The organism is Devosia indica (assembly GCF_003056405.1).
In the GTDB taxonomy this organism is placed as follows: domain Bacteria; phylum Pseudomonadota; class Alphaproteobacteria; order Rhizobiales; family Devosiaceae; genus Devosia; species Devosia indica.
On the sequence record NZ_PYVZ01000001.1, the window covers coordinates 1 to 18,465 of the forward strand.

Here is an 18,465-nt window from a genome sequence, read left to right on the forward strand (position 1 = left end):
TCAGAAAACGTGCACCCATCGAAGTCTTTTACAACCAGTCAGGAATTGCTTCCAAACCAGTTCGCAAGAACCTCGCCGTCCACGTTTCTCTTTCTTCTATTCTTCACAATGTCAAAGAGCTGACCCAATGTCCGCAAGGACTAAAGCGTCGGTGAGAGTTTACACTCTCCATTATTCCGTCAGGGAACAGCATTTCCTGTCCGGCGAACCGGCAGCAACTCTGCCCTTTGAGGATCGTTGTCAGTGGAAGCGCCGGAGGCACTTGCGTCGTCAACGAGCGGGGTTATAGGGGAGCCCCATCTGGCCGTCAACACCCCTCGTGAAAGAAAGATGACATTTCTTCAAACGGCGGTGCGGGCCTTGTGCATAAGTGAATTCAAGCCCCCGCATTTTCAGGGCTTTTTGCACCTCGGCGATCTTTCTGCATTGCTTTGCGTTGTCATTGCATCCGGTCCGACCTGCATCTTTCCACTCGCCGTTCCGCGCTCGGTCCAAACTGCAGGTCCTGGCCAGACAGGAATGGACACAGGGAGACGGCAAGGCCGTCCCCCTTATGAGCATCACCGCACCAGTGCGATGGTATCGGGATCGAAGAACTTGAAACTCGAGTGGCCCTGATCGTCGACGACAGTGGCAACGATCAGCTCACCCCATTCTTACACATCGGTCACGTTGAAACCCTGGGCGGTGATGTCCTGCCGCACACAGGCCCCTGTGTAGTCAAAGATGATGTCTGGCGCGGCAAAAGCCGGGGCGCCGGCCGCAAGAGTGAAGACAGCCAGGGTGGCAGGGATGATGAACTTGTTCATGGGAGGAGCTCCTCGGTTGAAAGAACGAGTGCACCATGCCTGGCCCGACATTGCCCCAATAAGGCTGCGGGATGAACGCGTGGAAAATTACCAAGGTGTATTCAATTCAAAAGGTTAGGTCGAAGATGGGGGCAGCCTTGCTCAAGCTGGACCACGATGCTGCCTGCCTCTGCAATATTGGGAGAATTTGGCGCCGACCGTAAGGGGCGGGAAAAATTCATGGCCCTGGGGGATTAGCCCCCTTGCGATGGGCGTAAATTTGTTCCGAATACCGCCAGCAACAGGTCGATGGGCAGCAAGATGGACGTTCGCGCAGAAAAGGTTCGCAAGGAATTCGACCGGTTTCCGGCGCTGCACGATGTGTCGCTGGATATCCATTCGGGCGAACTGATCGCGTTGCTCGGCCCATCCGGATCGGGCAAGACCACCTTGTTGCGCCTCATTGCTGGCCTGGAACGGCCAACCAGCGGTCGTATCCTGTTCGGCGACGAGGACGCCTCGGACAAGAGCGTGCAGGAGCGCAATATCGGCTTTGTGTTCCAGCACTATGCCCTGTTCCGGCATATGAACATCCTGGAGAACGTGTCCTTCGGCCTCAAGGTGCGCCCCCGGGCCACGCGCCCCGCTGCCGCCGAAATCCGCCGCCGGGCGATGGAATTGCTCGATCTGGTGCAGCTTTCCGGCCTTGAGAAGCGCTTTCCCAGCCAGCTTTCGGGCGGGCAGCGCCAGCGGGTGGCGCTGGCCCGCGCTCTGGCCATTGAGCCGCGCGTGCTGCTGCTCGATGAACCTTTTGGCGCGCTCGACGCGCAGGTGCGGCGCGAATTGCGCAAATGGCTGCGGGAAATCCATGACCGGACGGGGCACACCACCGTGTTTGTAACGCATGACCAGGAAGAAGCTCTGGAGCTCGCCGACAGGCTGTGCGTGATGAGCCAGGGCCGGATCGAACAGGTGGGAACCCCCGACGCAATCTACGACACGCCGGCCTCTCCCTTTGTGTTCGGATTTATCGGGGAGTCGAGCCGGTTGCCTGTCACTGTTGAGAATGGCAGCGTCCAGCTCGCGGGACAGACGCTGGACCTTGCCGCGCCGGGCGCCACAGGCGCGGGTCAATTGTTCTTCCGTCCGCATGATGTGGAGCTGGTAGATGGTGATACGGCCCTTGGTGGCGCGGTCGTTGCCAGCCGCCGGGTTGGCGGGACGCGGCGCCTGGAAGTCGAGCTGTCACACTCGTCGCACCGGGTCGAGATCGACCTGCCCTTTGATCACCCGGCCGCAGAGCGATCCCGGATCGGCTTCCGCCCCCGGCGCTGGCGATTGTTTCCAGCCGGCTGACTTACGGGCATATCCCGTCTCTCAGCTCCGCCCTTTGCCGAATGGGCTGATACCGCGCTCGCCTGATGCGGCGACTTGAACCAGTGGAATGGCCTTTGGGTGAATTCACGCAGGGCCAGCACGGTAGAGAACGCAATCAAGGCCCAGTAGGCGGGCACCAGGGCCTGCCACCACATCACCTCCGCCTGTCCGCTGCGCACCAATCCCACCAGATTGGTCGCAATCGCCACCGCGCTGCCCAGCAACAGCACCGCAAGACAGGCCAGTGGCCAGGGATGGAATACCGGTCCAGCCAAATGGCCGGAAAAATAGAGTATGGGCAGGGAAAGCAGAAAGCCGGCATGCAGCAACGGGGTCAGCACCATGCCGAGCAGAACAAGTTGAACTCCGGCCATGCCGCGCCAACCCAGGTCTGCCAGCAGGTCCCCGGGATAGCGATTATGCACCGCATAGGTCTGCATCCAGCCTTTCATCCAGCGGGTCCGCTGGCCGACCCAGGGTCTGAGCTGGACCGGAGCGGCTTCGAAGGTGCGGGCGGTGCTGGTGGCGCAGCGCAATCTGCGGCGCGCCAGGCGCACGCCCAGATCAGCATCCTCGGTGACGTTGAACGCGTCCCAGCCGCCCAAACGGCGCAGCGTCTCCAGGCGGAAATGGTTGGAGGTACCGCCCAGCGGCATCACCAGGCCCCAGCGCGCCAGCGCCGGCAACAGGACAGCGAAGAGCCCGGCATATTCTCCGGCAAAGAGCGCGGCCAACCAGCCTTCGTCAGCATTGTCGATGACGAGCCGGGCTTGAATACACTCCAGTTCGGGCTGCCGGCGAAACTGGTCCACGATACGCCGAAGCTGGTCGGGCTCGGGGCGATCTTCGGCGTCATAGACCACGACGAATTCTCCGCGGCACAATGGCAGGGCGAAATCGAGCGCCTTGGGTTTGGTGCGCGGCAGGGCATCGGGCACGATCCGAACCGCAAAGCGCGGATCGCGCAGGTGTCGATGGAGCGCCTGAATGGTGCCGGGGGAGCGACTTTCCACCACAAAGACGATGTCGAGTTTTTCCCCCGGATAGTCGAGTCGCCGCAGCGTCCGGCATAGCTGAGGCACCATATTGGCCTCGTCGCGGAGGGGAACCAAAATAGAATAGACCGGCAAGTCCGCACTATCCACCCGGTGAAGCGTCCGGTGCTCTCTCTGCCGCGGCACGGCCAGCGCACACAGCCGCAGCAGGGTTGGCAGCATGACAAGGGCAAACCAGATGGGTGCCAGGACGGCCGGCCCGACCAGAGGCAGGCACAGGATCGCCAGGGGCGCCAGCACCAGGATTGCGGCAAACCCGTGCCGGACTGGCGCGGTCAGTTCCAGTTGCGCGGCAGCACGCGGCCAGTAACGCGCCATGTTCTGCCGTGCTGCATCGATCAGGGCCGGGCCAGCCTGATGCACCAGAAAGGTGCGCAGGGCGGGTTCTGGCACAAGGAAGATCGTGCGGCACAGATCCGGTCGCTCCTGCCGGAGCCGGGCCAGGCGCAGTACGCCCGGGAAATCTGGTGCGGCAAAGGCTATCTCTCGGTCATGCAGGCGTGTCCGGAACAAACGGACCTCGCCCAGCGCGTCGATACGGCTGGGTTCCAGGCGGGCCTCACCCTGTCTTGGTACGGTATCTACAAAGCTCAGCCCAGCCCAACCGGCCGCCCGCGCCATGATCTCTGCCGCGGGCAGTTCGAGATGAACGGCGCACCAATGCAATGGATCTACTTCCGCCGCCAGCGCCTGATCCAAGGTCGCCCGCGCCCGATCCACCGAAGCTTGCGGGCCAAGAATTGTCTGCACAAGGGCGACAGCCTGGGACATGCCAAAAAGTCCGTCAGGCCGGCTGGGGTCCGTCAGGCCACATGGGGGCTGGCGAAGAAAAAACCGGGACGAGCGGCTTGCTCATCCCGGTGGTCCGTCGCACATTCTGCAAGGCCTGTTCGGATACTTCGATCCAGGCCGCTACGATGGGCTTGCCATCGCTGAAGACAGGATCCCCCAGCGGGGTTATGCGCCACCCCACCGCGGTGCCATGCTCAAGCATGGAGATGGAAGAGACAAAGGTGATGAAGCTATAGCCCTGCGACAGGGCATATTCCATCACCGCGCAGAAAAGGGCTGCAGACTCGGGAGCGCGCCGCCGGCCTTCGCGTCGATCGGGATGCACGTAAAAACGTGTCCAATCGGCCCCAAGCGAAGGGTGGGCGGGGAGGTCTCCTTGCACTAACCCGTTAAAGACAGTCTGCAGCAAGTTCGGCCGATTCAGTGGGGTGAGGCGGGACCCGCCTACCACCACGCCGGAATCGGAAAGCAAAATATGGGTGGCATCGTCATTGTCGAAGGCGTCCACATCGCGCGCATCGTCACGGCGCAAGGCGCTCCAGCCTGCCATTTCGACAAAGATCCTGTGGCGCAGACGAAAGCTCTGTTCCAACAGGTCACGGCCTTGCCGGTCCGCAGGACTGCGGACGATGTGCAATTTCATCGGTCTGCCCCCAAGACACCGGCATCCAAAGCCGTATTAGGCACAGGCGAACAGCGAAACGAAATTGGTAAAAATCACAGGTTTTCGCAAAATTTTCCGAGGGCGCGACGGATCGCGCAAAGGACTGACCCGCAATCAGGGGAAATGAACCAACATCCCAGCGCGGCTGCGGGCCGATCTAGAGTGTAATCAGCTTGTGGCGGATGGCCTCGACCACCGTGTGCAGGCGGTTGCTGGTGCCCATGCGCTTCTGGGCATTCTCGCAATGCTGATTGATGGTGCGTGGGGTCAGCCCGGTGATTTCGGCGATCTCGGCGGCCGTTTTGCCAGCCGCCGCCCATTTGAGGATCTCCGCCTCACGGGGGGTAATGACACGGCGGCCACGCGGGCGCCCGGCCGGGCCATTGAGGTAGCGCAATCGCCCATGAGCATAAAGAGAGAGCATATGCAGCTCGAAACGCCCCTTTTCGTCGAGATGGCCTGGATTGCCAACAAGAGACACAACGCCCTGCATGCCCCCTTCCATATGGACAGGCACACAGAAGCCCTCGTCCATGCCGAAGTCGCGGGCTTCATCCATAACGCGTCGGGCAGGTACGTCATTTTCCCGGTCATAGGGCGCTTCGGACCAGTCGAAAGGCAATGTGGTCGAGAAGCAGTGCCGCGCGACCGGATCGAGATGGACGTAGCCCAGCCCAGTATAACGCTCATACCACTCGTCCTTCCAGCCCGAGAGCAGCACGAAGGGGCGCACATCCATGCCCGGATCGGGAAGGCCGGAAATGATGAAGCGCTCGAAACCATAATTGCCTATGGCGCGATACATGATGTCGAGAATGGCGCTGACGGTCGTCTGGTGCTGGATGTCCTCGATCGTGGACATCAGATCGGCATTCATCCCGGCATTCCCCCTTCAGCCGTTTGAATGCGGGAACATTGACCCTGTTCTTTTTGGAAGGCAAGTAGAATGAGGTTGGCATCTCAAGGAAAATGCCAACCTGACAATGCGTTAACTTTCCGAATGGAAGTGGTGGGGATTGAACCGGTAAGCAGTCGAGCAGAATTCGCACACCACTTCGATTTCACCATCCACCGCCATGTCCCGCCGCTCCTCGTCAGAGAAACTATTGGCCAGCATGTCTTCTATGCGATCAGCAGAACAGGTGCAGCGTTCCTCAAGATCCTGAGGCGGAAATACGCGAACACCCGTCTCATGAAAGAGGCGGAACAGCAGACGCTCTGGCGACAGGTCCGGGTCGGATAATTCCAGATCACCAACCGTGCCCAACAGGGCCTTGGCCTCGGACCAGCCATCGGCCTCGACAAAATCGGGGTCGACCATGTCGGGGTTGTCGAAATCGCCATCGCCGGGCAGATCGGCCATGGCCGACAGGCCATTGGGCGGCAGATGCTGGATCAGCATGCCGCCAGCGCGCCAACGCGGTCGATGGTCGCCCCTGGTCGACATCTGCGCCACGGCAAGCCGAACCTGGGTGGGGATCTGCTCGGACTGCATGAAGTAAGTGTGTGCCACCTCTTCAAGCGAGTTGCCGTCAAGCGCCACGATGCCCTGATAGCGCTCGGTGTGCTGGCCCTGATCGATAGTCATGGCCAGATGCCCCTTGCCCAGCAGGTCGGCGGGGCTGGTCTTGCCGGCCTCGGCAGCCTTGAGCAAGGCCTCGTGGTCAAAGCGCGCATAGCCGCGCATGCCATCGGGCGCATCAAAGTCAACCACGATGAGATTGACCGGACCATCGGTCTGAGTCTGCAGGATGAAGCGACCTTCGAACTTGAGCGAGGAACCGATCAGTGCGGACAATACCACCGCCTCACCCAATAGCCGGGCGACCGGCAATGGATAGTCGTGGCGGCTCAGGATGGTATCGAGCGCGGCCCCGAGGCGCACCACACGACCGCGGGTATCGAGCCTGTCGAGGGTGAAGGGCACCACGGCGTCGTCACCGGTCTCGGGGCGATCAAGGCCCAGGCTGGAGAGCAGGTTGTCAGTCATGGTCTGTTCCGTGGTCATTATTCACTTGTCTTTCCAAAGGCTACGCCTTGAAGGCCAAACGCGCTACCCAACCCCTGGCATGGCAGCAAGACGCCGGCACGCGCCCTGCCCGCTCAAACAGACGCCCCCGCTCGCGCGGGGGTGAAAGCTTTGATGGTTCAGCATCGACGGGCGAGAACCCGTCTAGTTCGTTTCGACCCCGAAGGCCCAGCACAAAACGGCTTTCTGGGCATGGAGGCGGTTTTCGGCCTCGTCAAACACCACCGACTGGGGACCATCGATCACCTCATCGGTTACCTCGTCGCCGCGATGGGCGGGCAGGCAGTGCATGAACAGGGCGTCCTTGTTCGCCAAGGCCATTAGATTGGTGTTGACCTGATAGGGTTTCAAGATGCGGCGCCGCTCGGCGGCATCGGTGTCGCCCATCGACACCCAGGTGTCGGTGATGACCAGATCCGCCCCCTGGACGGCTTCGCGCGGATCCTCGACCATGCGCACGGCAGAGCCAGCCCGCTTGATGTCTTCCTTGAGATCCTTTTCAGGGCTGTATTCCTCGGGCACCGAGATGGTCAGCTCGCAGCCAAACAGCTCGGCCGCATTGACCCAGGAATGCAGGACATTGTTGCTGTCGCCCACCCAGGTCACCTTGGCACCCCTGATATTGCCCCGATGCTCTTCGAACGTCATCAGATCGGCCATGATCTGGCATGGATGCGCGCGGCGCGTCAGGCCATTGATGACCGGCACCGTGGCGGCCTCGGCCAGCTCAAGCAGATCGGCGTGGCTGAGGATGCGGATCATGATCGCGTCGACATAGCGGCTCATCACCTGGGCGGTATCGGCCAGGGTTTCCTCGCGGGAGAGTTGCATTTCCTGACCCGACAGCATGATCGTCTGCCCCCCGAGCTGGCGCATGCCAACATCGAAGCTGACCCGGGTGCGGGTGGACTGGCGTTCGAATATCATGGCCAGCACCTTGTCTTTTAGGAGCTGGGGCCGATCGCCTTCCCTGAGACGCGCCTTGAGCGCACCGGCCTGGTTGAGCATGCCGCGCAGTTCGGCATAGGAAAAATCATCGATGGAGAGAAAATGTCTTTGGGTACCGGTCGAGTTCATGGGCCGGGGTCCTTTTGTGACGCTTGAATGGAATTGGACGAAAAGCGGTCCGCGACGGGCAGGCGGCCCGCCGGACAGGGGTCAGGCAGCGCCTCGGCGTCGTCCAAAATGATAGAAGATCAGCATGACGATCAGCCCGCCGCTGCCGTGGCGGCGGTTTCGGCCTCAATGGCGTCGAAAGCAGCACCAATCCGGCTCATGGCGTCCTCGATATCGGCCTCGGTAACGATGAGCGGCGGCAAGAGCCGCAACACATTGTCGCCTGCGCCGATAGCCAGGAGCTGATGGTCGTCACGCAGGCGCGCCACGAAATCGCGCACCGGCGGCGCAATCTTGATGCCAGCAAGCAGGCCCTTGCCGCGCAGTTCGAGCACGTAGTCGGGATATTTCTGCGCGAGCTGCTGCAAATGCCAGGCCAAGCGCTGGCCCATCTGCGCGACGTGATCCATGAAACCGGGCGCCTGGATGCGGTCAAGCACAGCATTGCCTATGGCGCAGCCCAGCGGGTTGCCGCCATAGGTGGAACCATGTGTGCCCGGCACCATGGAAGCGGAAGCCGCCTCAGTGGCGAGGCATGCGCCCAATGGGAAACCGCCGCCAATGGCCTTGGCCACGGCCACGATGTCGGGTGTGATGCCGGCCCATTCGAAGGCAAAAAACCGGCCGGTCCGGCCGAAACCGCACTGCACCTCATCGAAAATGAGCAGCAGGCCATGCTCGTCACAGATCTGGCGCAAGCCTTGCAGGAACTCGCTGCTCATGGCTGTGACGCCGCCCTCACCCTGCACCGGCTCGATCAGGATAGCGCAGGTCTGCGGGCCAACCAGCGCCTTGACGGCCTCGAGATCGCCGGGTGCGGCGTGTTTGAAGCCGGGCATTGGCGGGCCGAAGCCTTCGAGATAGCTGGGATTGCCGCCGGCGGCGATGGTGCCCAGGGTCCGGCCATGGAACGAGCCGGTAAAGGCAATCACTTCGTAACGATCAGGCTCGCCCTTGGAATAGAAGTAGTGCCGGGCCGTCTTGATGGCGCATTCGAGCGCCTCGGCGCCAGAATTGGTGAAAAAGACCTTGTCGGCAAATGTGCTGTCGACCAGCCTCTGGCCCAGCCGTTCCTGCTCGGGAATGGTGAACACATTGGAGGTGTGCCAAACCTTGTCGGCCGCAGCCTTGAGCGCGGCCACCAGATGGGGATCAGCATGGCCCAGGGCGTTGACGGCGATGCCGGAATGGAAGTCGAGAAATTCCCGGCCGTGCTGGTCGTACAGGCGCATGCCCTCGCCCCGCTCGAAGGCGAGATCGGACCGGGCATAGGTGCCGTAGAGCGCAGACATGATGAATTTCCCTTTTGGCTGAAGACTGGCTGGTGACAAGCGTGGCAAAGCTGCCACACAAACCAAAAACGCGCCCTCTCGGCCGCGCATCTGGGCCCGAGAATTAGGCGAAATGGAGCCACAAAGTCAATCTGCAACCCGCCAAGTGCCTGATTTGACTCAAGGATCGTTAGGGCAATTTTAACCAATGAATAAACGGGGAAAATCGGGCCCGACTCTTGATCCTGATTCCGCCGATGGCGTAATCTCCATGGCGTTGGGGACACGATATCTCGTGTGGCGGACCCGCTCAACATACGAGCTGTAGAGTCGATATGGCAGCCAGCGCCACTCTGGCTGCACAATGAAGGATTCTGTTTTGACGATGGTTTCAGGAGCGCAACCGATGGGCTGGACGGACGAGCGCGTCGAACTTTTGAAAAAGCTCTGGATGGAAGGCCTCAGTGCCAGCCAGATTGCCGCGGAGCTGGGCGAAGGGGTGACCCGCAATGCCGTGATCGGCAAGGTCCATCGCCTCAAGCTCTCGGCCCGGGCCAAGCCCACCAATACCGCGCCGCGGTCGCGTCCGGCAGCACGACCCTCGGCGCCGCGTCGACCCTCAACCAGTTCGTCGAGCACCAGCACGATGAGTGCCAAGCCCCGTGTGTCCATGTCCCGTCCACAGGTCATGGGGGCAACGGCACTAGCCGCCAGCCCGGAAATGGATACCGAGCTCTATGTGGCACCGGCCGCCGCTGAACTCTTCATTCCCGAGGACAAGCGTCTCAACCTGCTGCAGCTGAGCGAAAGCACCTGCAAGTGGCCGATCGGCGATCCGCTGACCAAAGATTTCTACTTCTGCGGCCAGCACAGCCTGGAAAGTGGTCCTTATTGCGAGTTCCATTCGCGCCGGGCCTATCACCAGCTCGACAAGAAAAAGCGCTGAGGCGCTGACAGGCTTGTACAAGAAGGCGCCACGGGGCGCCTTTTTTGTGTGCCACTAATGATGGACATGGTCGGTTCCCCGCTGAATTCTCACCGCCATAGCCTAGCATCTGTCCGCACCTGCGGGGACAAGATGGGCCGTGCAGCCGGGTATCAGGGCAACAGAACCTCGACGCGCAAACCCTCGCCGGGCTTGGAGCGGATACTCATCTGACCGCGATGACGCTGAATGATGTGCTTGACGATGGCCAGGCCCAGACCGGTACCCTTCTTTTTCCGGCTGGCTTCGGCGTCGATGCGGTAGAAGCGCTCTGTCATGCGCGGCACGTGTTCGGGCTCAACGCCGGGACCATGGTCGGTGACGCTGACCAAATGCTTGAGGCCTGAGCGGTCGATGTCGATCAGTTCAACTTCGACCGTCTTGCCGTCGGCGCCGTATTTGATGGCGTTGTCGATCAGGTTCTCGAAAACTTCGTAGAGCTGCCCGCGATCCCCGGTGACGGTGACCGGCGCCTGGGGCACGGTCAGAATCACGTCGATCTGGGCGGCTTTGGCCTGGGTCTGCAGGCCCTCGCGCACTTCGCGCAACAAGGCCGTCAGATCCACCGAACCGGTCGGTCGCACATGCTGATGCATTTCAATGCGCGAGAGGCTGAGAAGATCATCGATCAGCCGGCTCATGCGCTCGGCCTGCGTACGCATGATGCCAAGAAACTTTTCCCGCGCCGCCGCATCGCGGGCCGCGGGGCCGAGCAAAGTATCGATAAAGCCGACCAGGGACGCAAGCGGGGTGCGCATCTCGTGGCTGGCATTGGCGATGAAATCGGTGCGCAAGGCGTCAACGCGCTTGAGTTCGGTCAGGCTCTGGAATGTAACCAGCAATTGCCGGTTTTCATCGGCAAACCAATCCCGGTCCGGGCGACGGATCGGCGCGACCACGACCCGGTCCCAGGTTTCCGAGGGCACAGTTTCATGCAGCTCGAAGCTGCGTGGTTCGCCGGTTCGCTGCGAGCCCTCTATGGCTGCAACCAGATCGGGATTGCGCATGACCAGGGTCATCACCCGGCCCAGTTGCAGGCTGGGATATTGCCGCGCTGCTGCGCCATTGCGATGCAACACGGCGCCACGGCCATCGAGCACCAGGCCCGGATCGCCCAGGGCCTCGACGAAGGCAGGCAGCATGTCCTGCTCGACAACGGGCTGGACCGGCGCAGGGGCCGGCACCTCAAGGGTGCGCGTGACTGTGACAACCGGCTGGGGCAGCATGGCGAGGAATCCGACCAGCACAAGATAGCCGATCAGGGCCAGATCGATGCGCAATCCGCCAAAGACCACAAAGGCAATGATCAAGCCCGCCAGACCGAGCAGCAGCGGCACCTGCCCGGCGAGGCGCACCAAGGCGTTGGCGGGCCTGCGTGTCAGATGTGTGGTTCTCAGGTCGTCCATGTCGGGAGGTCGAATCAATGCAATGAGCCCGCCTCTTGCGCGGGAGCCGGGTTCATAGCACGGTCTATGTGACAACGGAGAGACAGCGTGACCGATCCCATTGACGGCTTTGATATCAACGACCCGGACCTGCCCAAATCCATCAAGAAGGCAGCCTTCGGATCGGGAGCCTACCCTTATGAGGACAAACTCGACAAAGACGATTATGACACGCAGTTCCACAAGCTGCAAAAGCAGTTGGTGCTGCACCAGGCGCATATGGCCAAGGCCGGTACGCGCACGATCATCGTCTTCGAGGGCCGGGACGCCGCCGGCAAGGGCGGGACGATCAAGCGGTTCCTGGAGAACCTCAACCCCCGCTACAATGTCATCGCGGCCCTGCCCAAGCCCAATGATCGGGAACGCACGCAATGGTATTTCCAGCGCTATGTCGACTGGCTGCCGGCGGCCGGGGAAATGGTGCTGTTCGACCGCTCCTGGTACAACCGGGCGGTGGTCGAACCGGTGATGGGGTTCTGCACGCCGGAGGAAACGACGCGCTTTCTTGAAGAGGCGCCGGACTTTGAAAAGCAGTTGACCAGGGACGGTATCACGATCTTCAAGCTGTGGCTCTCCATTGGCCGGGAAATGCAGTTGAAGCGTTTCCATGACCGGGCCCATGACCCGCTCAAGACCTGGAAGCTCTCACCGGTGGATCTTAAGGCCCTCACCAAGTGGGAGGATTACTCTGTCGCCCGGGACAGGATGTTGCGCGAAACCGACAGCGCGCATGCGCCATGGACGGTGATCCGGGCCAATGACAAGAAGCGCCTGAGGCTCAACGCCATCCGCACCGTGCTGCATGGCCTAGACTATGAGGGCAAGGACGAAAAGGAAATCGGCGAAATCGACCGCAAGCTGGTGCTGAGCGCCGAGGAATTCCTGGAGTTGAAGGGGGAGTAATCTCCCCCTTCAAAAGGTCAATCAGAACGCCCATTCGCCCTTGCGCATGACGGGCTCGGTGGAGCCGTCGGCGTGGACGCCGTCGATATCGACCTGGTCGGAGCCGATCATCCAGTCGATATGGATCAGGGACTTGTTGCCGCCCTGGGCGAAGATCTGGTCCGAGGTCAAATCCTTGCCGCCTTCGAAGCAATCGGCATAGCACTGGCCCATGGCGATGTGGCAGCTCGCGTTCTCGTCGTAGAGCGTGTTGTAGAACAGGATGCCCGAGGCCGAAATCGGCGAGGAGTGGGGCACCAAAGCCACTTCGCCCAGGCGCCGGGCGCCTTCATCGGTGTCGAGCACCTTGTTGAAGACATTCTCGCCCTTGGTGGCCTTGAGCTCGACCATGCGGCCTTCCTCGAACCGGGCCTGAATGTTCTCGATCAGCGTGCCATTGTGCGAGAGCGGCTTGGTGGCCGACACCGTGCCCTCAACGCGCAGGCGATGGGGGGTGGTGAACACTTCCTCAGTGGGAATATTGGGGTTACAGGTGACCCCGTTCTTGGCTTCGGAGGCGCCGCCCTTCCAGCGATGGCCATCGGCGAGACCGACGGTCAGGTCGGTGCCGGGGCCGGTATATTTGAGCGCGGAAAACTTCTTGCCATTGAGCCAGGTCCAGCGGGCCTGGAGATTGGCATTGTGCGCTTTCCAGGCGGCAATGGGATCGGGCTGATCGACCCGGCTTGCCTTGAAAATGGCGTCGGCCAATTTTGCGATGGCCACGTCCTCTGGATCGTTGGGGAAGACCAGCTTGGCCCAGTTGGGCGTGGGGTAGGAAACAATGTTCCAGTTGATGTCAAAGCCGGTGATCAGCTCCAGCGCCGGACGATAGGCGGCCGAATTGGCGCGGTTGGCGCGACTGACCTTTTCGGGGTCTTCATTGGCCAGCATCATCGGGTTGTCGCCGGAGATGGCGAGGCGCGCCGCGTTGTTCTTGTAGGCCTCGGCCATGCCGGCATAGAGCCAGCCGGCGGCGCGGTCGAAACTGGCGTCCCTGGCGTGGCGGAAGCGGGACAGGGTCGCTTCCTCGTCGGAATAGATGGTGGTCACCAGACCCGCGCCGGCCTTGTAGGCATGTTCGGTGATGCGGCGCACCAGGGGCGCGGCGGTCATCGGGGCGGTGATGATCAGATCCTGACCCTCGGCCAGTTGCAGGCCGACCTTGATGGCGACTTCGCCGAGCTTGTCGAGCTTGACCGGATCGATGGGGGACGTGCTGGAATTGCTCACGGGGCTGATGCCTTCTTGCTCTTGAATCGATTGGCACGAGCCTATCGTCCCCTCGCGCGCCGCGCCACCCGGGAAAATTCGGCAAATTTGTTGATCCTGATCAAGCCGGCGACGCCGAGCGGGTGGGAAATGAAAGCCATCCGAATTTGGAGGTTTCCGATGTCGACCAGCACCATTCTTGTTATTGCAGCCGTCCTTTGCATCTTTGGTGTCTTTGCGCTGGCCGTGGCCTATGCCCAAATCCAGACCAAGGGCATGATCGCACCCGGAGCGCGCCAGATCGACTGAGCGCGCGACGGCGCGCCGCCCGGCCCATTGGCGTCGCGGTTGTGAGAGCAGAGCGGAGTCCCGAGACGGCCTCAGTCTCGAAAATAATAATGAGACGAAAACCGTCTCGGGATGCCGGGTTTTCTCGTTAGCGGGTAACTTGGCAAGGTCTATCCTGGGGACGACATCGCAATGTGCCGCCCATGAAACCAGGCTATCAACCGCCGACCCGCAGACCGTGTGAGCACGCGACTGCCCCACGCCCGGCTGTCCCTCCTCGGCCATTCGCGCACAGCGCTTATGGCCTTCTTGCCTAAAACCTCCCCACTGGGGAGGTTTTGCCTGCGGCACAGCCCGAAGCTGGTCGCTGCAGGCCGCCCTGACGCGAGAGGAATGGGCGAGAGTATGGGGCAGGATTTGGGGCCGGAGATTACTTTGTAAATAGCCTGTCTCCTCAATGCGTTGAGAGCCCGAGACCCCGAAGCAGGACCGGCCGTCTGTTGCCGGCCTGCATCACCAAGGGCCCTGATCACATTTATGGCATTGGCAAGGGCGAACGGTTTGGCTACAAAACGTTCGCCGCTTCAATTTTGAACCTAGGGAGGCGTTGCATGACAGCAGTGATGTACTCTCCCCTCGCGGGCAAGCGCCGAATTTAGGTCCTTGCTCCCCGTGGTCCGCCCTTCCGGCCTGACCACACGCGGTTTTTCCGTCCTTTCCAGCAGTTGAGCCAGCCTTCGGGCGTCATCCGTTCAGGCCCAAACTGCGCTCTATTCTTCCCTTTTTGAGGAACCGGTTGCTGGAGAACGGCACCGGAGACAGCAAATGAGTCGCAAGAAGCTCGATTTCCGTGCCGATGCCTTTCGCAACGTGCTCGGCTTTACCTTTCGTCACTGGCAGGGCCAGCCCTGGCGTGTGGCCGCCATTGCCCTTCTGGTGCTGTTGGCCACGCTGGCCGAAGCCCTGAGCCCGCTTTATGCCGGGCAGCTGGTCGACGCGATTGCCGGCGACAGCAATGACGCGCTGACGGCGGCGCTGACTGCCTTCATCACCATGTCGGTGCTCTATCTGGCATCGGTGGTGCTGCGCCAGTTCGTGTTTCTCAACATCATTGCGCTGACGCTCAAGATGATGGGGGAAATTGCCGCCAGCGCCTTTCACCGGGTGCAGCGGTTTTCGACCGACTGGCATGCCAATGCCTTTGCCGGCTCGACGGTGCGCAAGATCACGCGCGGCATGTGGGCGCTCGACCTGTTGAACGATACCCTGCTGGTGGCGCTGCTGCCCTCGACCATCATGCTGGTGGGGGCAACGCTGATCCTGGGGTCCTACTGGCCGGTGATGGGCTTGTTGGTGGGCGTTGGTTCGCTGGTCTATATCGGGGTGACCGTGGCGCTTTCGACCGGCTATGTGGCGCCGGCCGCCACGCTGGCTAACGCCTGGGATACCCGCATGGGCGGGGCGCTGGCCGATGCGGTAAGCTGCAACAATGTGGTCAAGGCCTTTGGCGCCGAGACGCGCGAGGAACAGCGCCTGCATCAGGTGATCGGCAAATGGGACCACCGGACCCGCCGCACCTGGAAGCGCGGCACGCTGTCGGGCGGTGTGCAGGGCATCATGATGGCCAGCATGCAGACGGCCATTCTGGGGCTGGTGCTGTGGCTGTGGACGCAAGGCCAGGCAACGCCGGGCGACATCGCCTTTGTCCTAACCATGTTCTTCCTGCTTTCAGGGCATCTGCGCGACGTGGGGATGCATATCCGCAATCTGCAGCGCTCGGTGAACGACATGGAAGAACTGGTGGCGCTCTATGCCCATCCGCTGGGGATCGATGACAAGGCCGGGGCCACGCCGATCGCCATTGGTGAAGGCGGGATCAAGTTCGATAACGTGACCTTCCAGTATGGCGCGCATCCGACCCCGCTTTATCGCGACTTCTCGGTCGAGATAAAGCCTGGCGAGCGGGTCGGGCTGGTGGGGCATTCGGGCTCGGGCAAGACGACCTTCGTCAAGCTGATCCAGCGGCTCTATGACGTCAATGACGGGGCGATCACCATTGATGGCCAGAACATTGCCGAGCACCAGCAAAGCTCGTTGCGCGGCCAGCTCGCCATTGTGCAGCAGGAGCCGATCCTGTTTCACCGGACGCTGGCGGAGAACATCTCCTATGGCCGCCCGGGCGCCAGCCGTGGCGAGATCATCGAGGCGGCCAAACAGGCCAATGCGCATGATTTCATCATGGACCTGCCCAAGGCCTATGAGACGCTGGTGGGTGAGCGTGGTGTGAAACTCTCGGGTGGCGAGCGGCAGCGCGTGGCCATTGCCCGGGCGTTCCTGGCCGATGCGCCGATCCTGATCCTGGACGAGGCAACATCGAGCCTGGACAGCGAGAGCGAAGTGATGATCCAGCAGGCCATGGAACGGCTGATGGAAGGCCGCACCACGCTGGTGATTGCGCACCGTCTCTCGACCGTCAGGGCGCTCGACCGGCTGCTGGTGTTCGACAAGGGCAAAATTGTCGAGGAAGGCAATCACGAGCAGCTTATCCGTCTCAATGGCGGAATCTATCGCCGCCTGTTCGAGCGCCAGGCGCTGGAGCTGACCAAGGGCCTGGTGGCCTAAGACACGAAAGGGGCGATGGGATGCATCGCCCCTTCTCTATTCAGGCTCGTTCTTGTCCTGCTTTTCATAGCCGCGTCTGGTTTCCACCTCGGTGGTGATTTTTTCGGACAGGGTTCGATCGCGATTGCGGCGCATGCCATAGGCCATGGCGACACCAAGCACGATGACGCCAATGGTCAGGACGATGAGCCAAAGGGCGGGTCCGGCGATATCCATGGGGTCTCTCCTTTGGAAAGACCAACGCAAGGGACAAGGATGCGTTTCGCCTTGCCGGGGGGTCAGAAAACCCGGTCGCCCATTTCATTCATATAGGCCAGCTCCTCGGCCGTGCTGTCCCGCCCCAGGGCCTTGTTGCGGAAGGGGAAGCGGCCGAAGCGGGCGATGGTATCGCGGTGCTTGACCATGAAATCGAGATTGTTCTCGTTGCCATAGGCTTCGAACAGCTTCACGCCCTCATTCTGGATGACCAGGGATTCGGCGTGCATATAGGGCATGTAAAAGAACATGGCCCATTCGTGCGCGACGGCCATGTCGTGCCCGCCGGCAACGGCCTCCTGGGCCAGCGCAAGCGCCATTTTGTCCTGGGCAAAAGCTTCGGCACTGTCGCGATGGAGTTGACGCGAAAACTGATCGAGCACGATGATCTCGGCAAGACGCCCCTCTGGTGATTCACGCCAGGCCCAGGCTTCGCCGCGCGCCACCTGCGGGTGCAGATCGGCGAAGCGATCCATAAGGGCGGTGTCGAACTCCGGCTTGCCGCCAAACCAGTCATCAGGCCCGTGTTCGACGAACCAGAAATCGATGACGTCCTGAAGAGATTGCATGCTCGGCTCCTGTGGTCGGGTGGGTGACCCATCACCCATGCCCTGGATTGCAGGGGCAGCACCCCGGGTCAAGTCCGGGGGTGGGCAGATGACCGTGGCGTGCCGGATCACGCCGCCAGTTCGAGCCGGATGCGATTGCCGAACGGGTCGCGGGTTTCGACGTCGTTGCCCACGACTTCGAGCGGGGCGCCGGCCTGTTCCAGCCGCGTTTTGAGGGCGGCGAGGCTCTCGGCATCGGGCAGCACAATGGTAAACCAGCGCAGGCCCGCGCTGCCGGCCGGCGGCAAGGCGGCGTTAGGTCCGGACCAGACATTGAAGGCCAGGGTATGGGGCATGTAGTCGAGCCCGACATCGCCCATGCCGAAGGACTGGATCAGAAGGAAGCCGGCAAAGCCGATGACGTCGCGATAAAAATCCATGCCCGAATGCAGGTCGTTCACATGCAGATGGACATGGCCGACGCGGGTTCCCGCCGGCATGCGGGGCGCAAGGACCGGATCGGGACCGAGTTCGGCCAAAAGTCCATCGAGGTCGATGGGGTCGCGGCCCGAATGGGGCTTGCCCTCGGCGGTCACGGCATAGGTCTGGCCCTTGTCCGGATCGCCCAGCGTACCGCGCCAGGGGGTTTCGAAGGTGATCTCAATGCCGTTGCCGTCCAAATCCCAGAGATAGATGGCTTCGGAAACCAGATGGTCGGTAGGGGAAATGCGCACATTGCGCTTGAGCGCCCGCACGGCCATTTGCGCCAGATCGGCACGCGCCGGCACATGGATGGCGACGTGATAAAGGCCGATGGTGCGCGGGGCGACCGGGCGGGTGGCGCCGGTTTCGAGCACGATCAGGACCTTGCCGCCGGCGCCCATGGAAAGGGCATTGCCGTTTTCGGCGACAAGATCAAGGCCGACGACATCCTGCCAGATCGCCAGCGCCTTCTGCCGGTCGGTCACTGCAAGGTGGACCGGCCCGAGCGTGGTGCTGAGCGGCAGGATGGGTTTGGAGCGAACATTGGTCTGGATGGATGTGTCGATCATTTCGACCTCCTGAAAACGTTGTGA

Annotated in this window: 17 protein-coding genes; 5 read left to right on the plus strand and 12 right to left on the minus strand. The window is 61.6% G+C overall.

Going from position 1 to position 18,465, the window contains the following annotated elements; translation table 11 throughout:
• Window positions 1-656: 656 nt before the first annotated feature.
• Complete coding sequence (locus DDE76_RS19450) at window positions 657-809, minus strand: hypothetical protein (protein WP_157955592.1); 153 nt, start codon at window positions 807-809, stop codon at window positions 657-659.
• A gap of 300 nt (window positions 810-1,109) precedes the next feature.
• Between DDE76_RS19450 and DDE76_RS00005 the strand changes: the two genes are divergently transcribed.
• Window positions 1,110-2,144 carry a sulfate/molybdate ABC transporter ATP-binding protein gene (locus DDE76_RS00005; protein WP_104894771.1) on the plus strand — a complete coding sequence of 345 codons (1,035 nt, stop codon included), beginning with the start codon at window positions 1,110-1,112 and terminating at the stop codon, window positions 2,142-2,144.
• Here the strand turns inward: DDE76_RS00005 and DDE76_RS00010 are convergent.
• The 6 genes from DDE76_RS00010 to DDE76_RS00035 all read right to left on the minus strand — a co-directional run bounded on the left by DDE76_RS00010 (window position 2,075) and on the right by DDE76_RS00035 (window position 9,113).
• Entirely contained in the window at window positions 2,075-3,991 is a 1,917-nt protein-coding gene (locus DDE76_RS00010; protein WP_104892208.1) for a glycosyltransferase family 2 protein, read from the minus strand. The genes DDE76_RS00005 and DDE76_RS00010 overlap by 70 nt on opposite strands.
• 13 nt (window positions 3,992-4,004) lie before the next feature.
• Window positions 4,005-4,655 carry an acyl-homoserine-lactone synthase gene (locus DDE76_RS00015; RefSeq protein WP_104892209.1) on the minus strand — a complete coding sequence of 217 codons (651 nt, stop codon included), beginning with the start codon at window positions 4,653-4,655 and terminating at the stop codon, window positions 4,005-4,007.
• A gap of 178 nt (window positions 4,656-4,833) precedes the next feature.
• Complete coding sequence (locus DDE76_RS00020) at window positions 4,834-5,553, minus strand: helix-turn-helix transcriptional regulator (RefSeq protein ID WP_104892210.1); 720 nt, start codon at window positions 5,551-5,553, stop codon at window positions 4,834-4,836.
• 111 nt (window positions 5,554-5,664) lie between these two features.
• Complete coding sequence (locus DDE76_RS00025; protein ID WP_104894772.1) at window positions 5,665-6,666, minus strand: Hsp33 family molecular chaperone; 1,002 nt, start codon at window positions 6,664-6,666, stop codon at window positions 5,665-5,667.
• A 183-nt stretch (window positions 6,667-6,849) separates the two neighbouring features.
• Window positions 6,850-7,782: an ornithine carbamoyltransferase gene (argF, locus tag DDE76_RS00030; protein ID WP_104892211.1), complete on the minus strand. Its 933-nt coding sequence runs from the start codon at window positions 7,780-7,782 to the stop codon at window positions 6,850-6,852.
• Window positions 7,783-7,913: 131 nt separating this feature from the next.
• Window positions 7,914-9,113: an aspartate aminotransferase family protein gene (locus DDE76_RS00035; protein ID WP_104892212.1), complete on the minus strand. Its 1,200-nt coding sequence runs from the start codon at window positions 9,111-9,113 to the stop codon at window positions 7,914-7,916.
• Between the two features lie 385 nt (window positions 9,114-9,498).
• On the opposite strand from DDE76_RS00035, the gene DDE76_RS00040 reads away from it, so the two are divergent.
• Window positions 9,499-10,038: a GcrA family cell cycle regulator gene (locus tag DDE76_RS00040; protein ID WP_104892213.1), complete on the plus strand. Its 540-nt coding sequence runs from the start codon at window positions 9,499-9,501 to the stop codon at window positions 10,036-10,038.
• Window positions 10,039-10,190: 152 nt separating this feature from the next.
• Here the strand turns inward: DDE76_RS00040 and DDE76_RS00045 are convergent, their stop codons facing one another.
• The gene (locus tag DDE76_RS00045; RefSeq protein ID WP_104892214.1) at window positions 10,191-11,483 is read right to left on the minus strand and encodes a sensor histidine kinase; all 1,293 of its coding nucleotides are present in this window, start codon (window positions 11,481-11,483) and stop codon (window positions 10,191-10,193) included.
• Window positions 11,484-11,570: 87 nt separating this feature from the next.
• Between DDE76_RS00045 and ppk2 the strand changes: the two genes are divergently transcribed.
• Window positions 11,571-12,425 (plus strand): polyphosphate kinase 2, encoded by an 855-nt coding sequence (ppk2, locus tag DDE76_RS00050; protein WP_104892215.1) that lies wholly within the window; start codon window positions 11,571-11,573, stop codon window positions 12,423-12,425.
• Window positions 12,426-12,446: 21 nt separating this feature from the next.
• On the opposite strand, the gene DDE76_RS00055 is transcribed toward ppk2, so the two are convergent.
• On the minus strand, window positions 12,447-13,697 hold the full coding sequence (locus DDE76_RS00055) for an aminopeptidase (RefSeq protein WP_425430608.1): 1,251 nt from the start codon (window positions 13,695-13,697) through the stop codon (window positions 12,447-12,449).
• A 159-nt stretch (window positions 13,698-13,856) separates the two neighbouring features.
• On the opposite strand from DDE76_RS00055, the gene DDE76_RS19995 reads away from it, so the two are divergent.
• The gene (locus DDE76_RS19995; RefSeq protein ID WP_281261849.1) at window positions 13,857-13,985 is read left to right on the plus strand and encodes a hypothetical protein; all 129 of its coding nucleotides are present in this window, start codon (window positions 13,857-13,859) and stop codon (window positions 13,983-13,985) included.
• An 804-nt stretch (window positions 13,986-14,789) separates the two neighbouring features.
• The gene (locus DDE76_RS00060; RefSeq protein WP_104892217.1) at window positions 14,790-16,586 is read left to right on the plus strand and encodes an ABC transporter ATP-binding protein; all 1,797 of its coding nucleotides are present in this window, start codon (window positions 14,790-14,792) and stop codon (window positions 16,584-16,586) included.
• 36 nt (window positions 16,587-16,622) lie between these two features.
• Here DDE76_RS00060 and DDE76_RS00065 read toward each other — a convergent pair whose 3' ends face one another.
• The 3 genes from DDE76_RS00065 to DDE76_RS00075 all read right to left on the minus strand — a co-directional run bounded on the left by DDE76_RS00065 (window position 16,623) and on the right by DDE76_RS00075 (window position 18,441).
• Window positions 16,623-16,802 carry a hypothetical protein gene (locus DDE76_RS00065; RefSeq protein ID WP_104892218.1) on the minus strand — a complete coding sequence of 60 codons (180 nt, stop codon included), beginning with the start codon at window positions 16,800-16,802 and terminating at the stop codon, window positions 16,623-16,625.
• Between the two features lie 62 nt (window positions 16,803-16,864).
• The gene (locus DDE76_RS00070) at window positions 16,865-17,410 is read right to left on the minus strand and encodes a DUF924 family protein (RefSeq protein ID WP_104892219.1); all 546 of its coding nucleotides are present in this window, start codon (window positions 17,408-17,410) and stop codon (window positions 16,865-16,867) included.
• Window positions 17,411-17,517: 107 nt separating this feature from the next.
• Window positions 17,518-18,441 (minus strand): VOC family protein, encoded by a 924-nt coding sequence (locus DDE76_RS00075; RefSeq protein ID WP_157955593.1) that lies wholly within the window; start codon window positions 18,439-18,441, stop codon window positions 17,518-17,520.
• Window positions 18,442-18,465 lie beyond the last annotated feature (24 nt).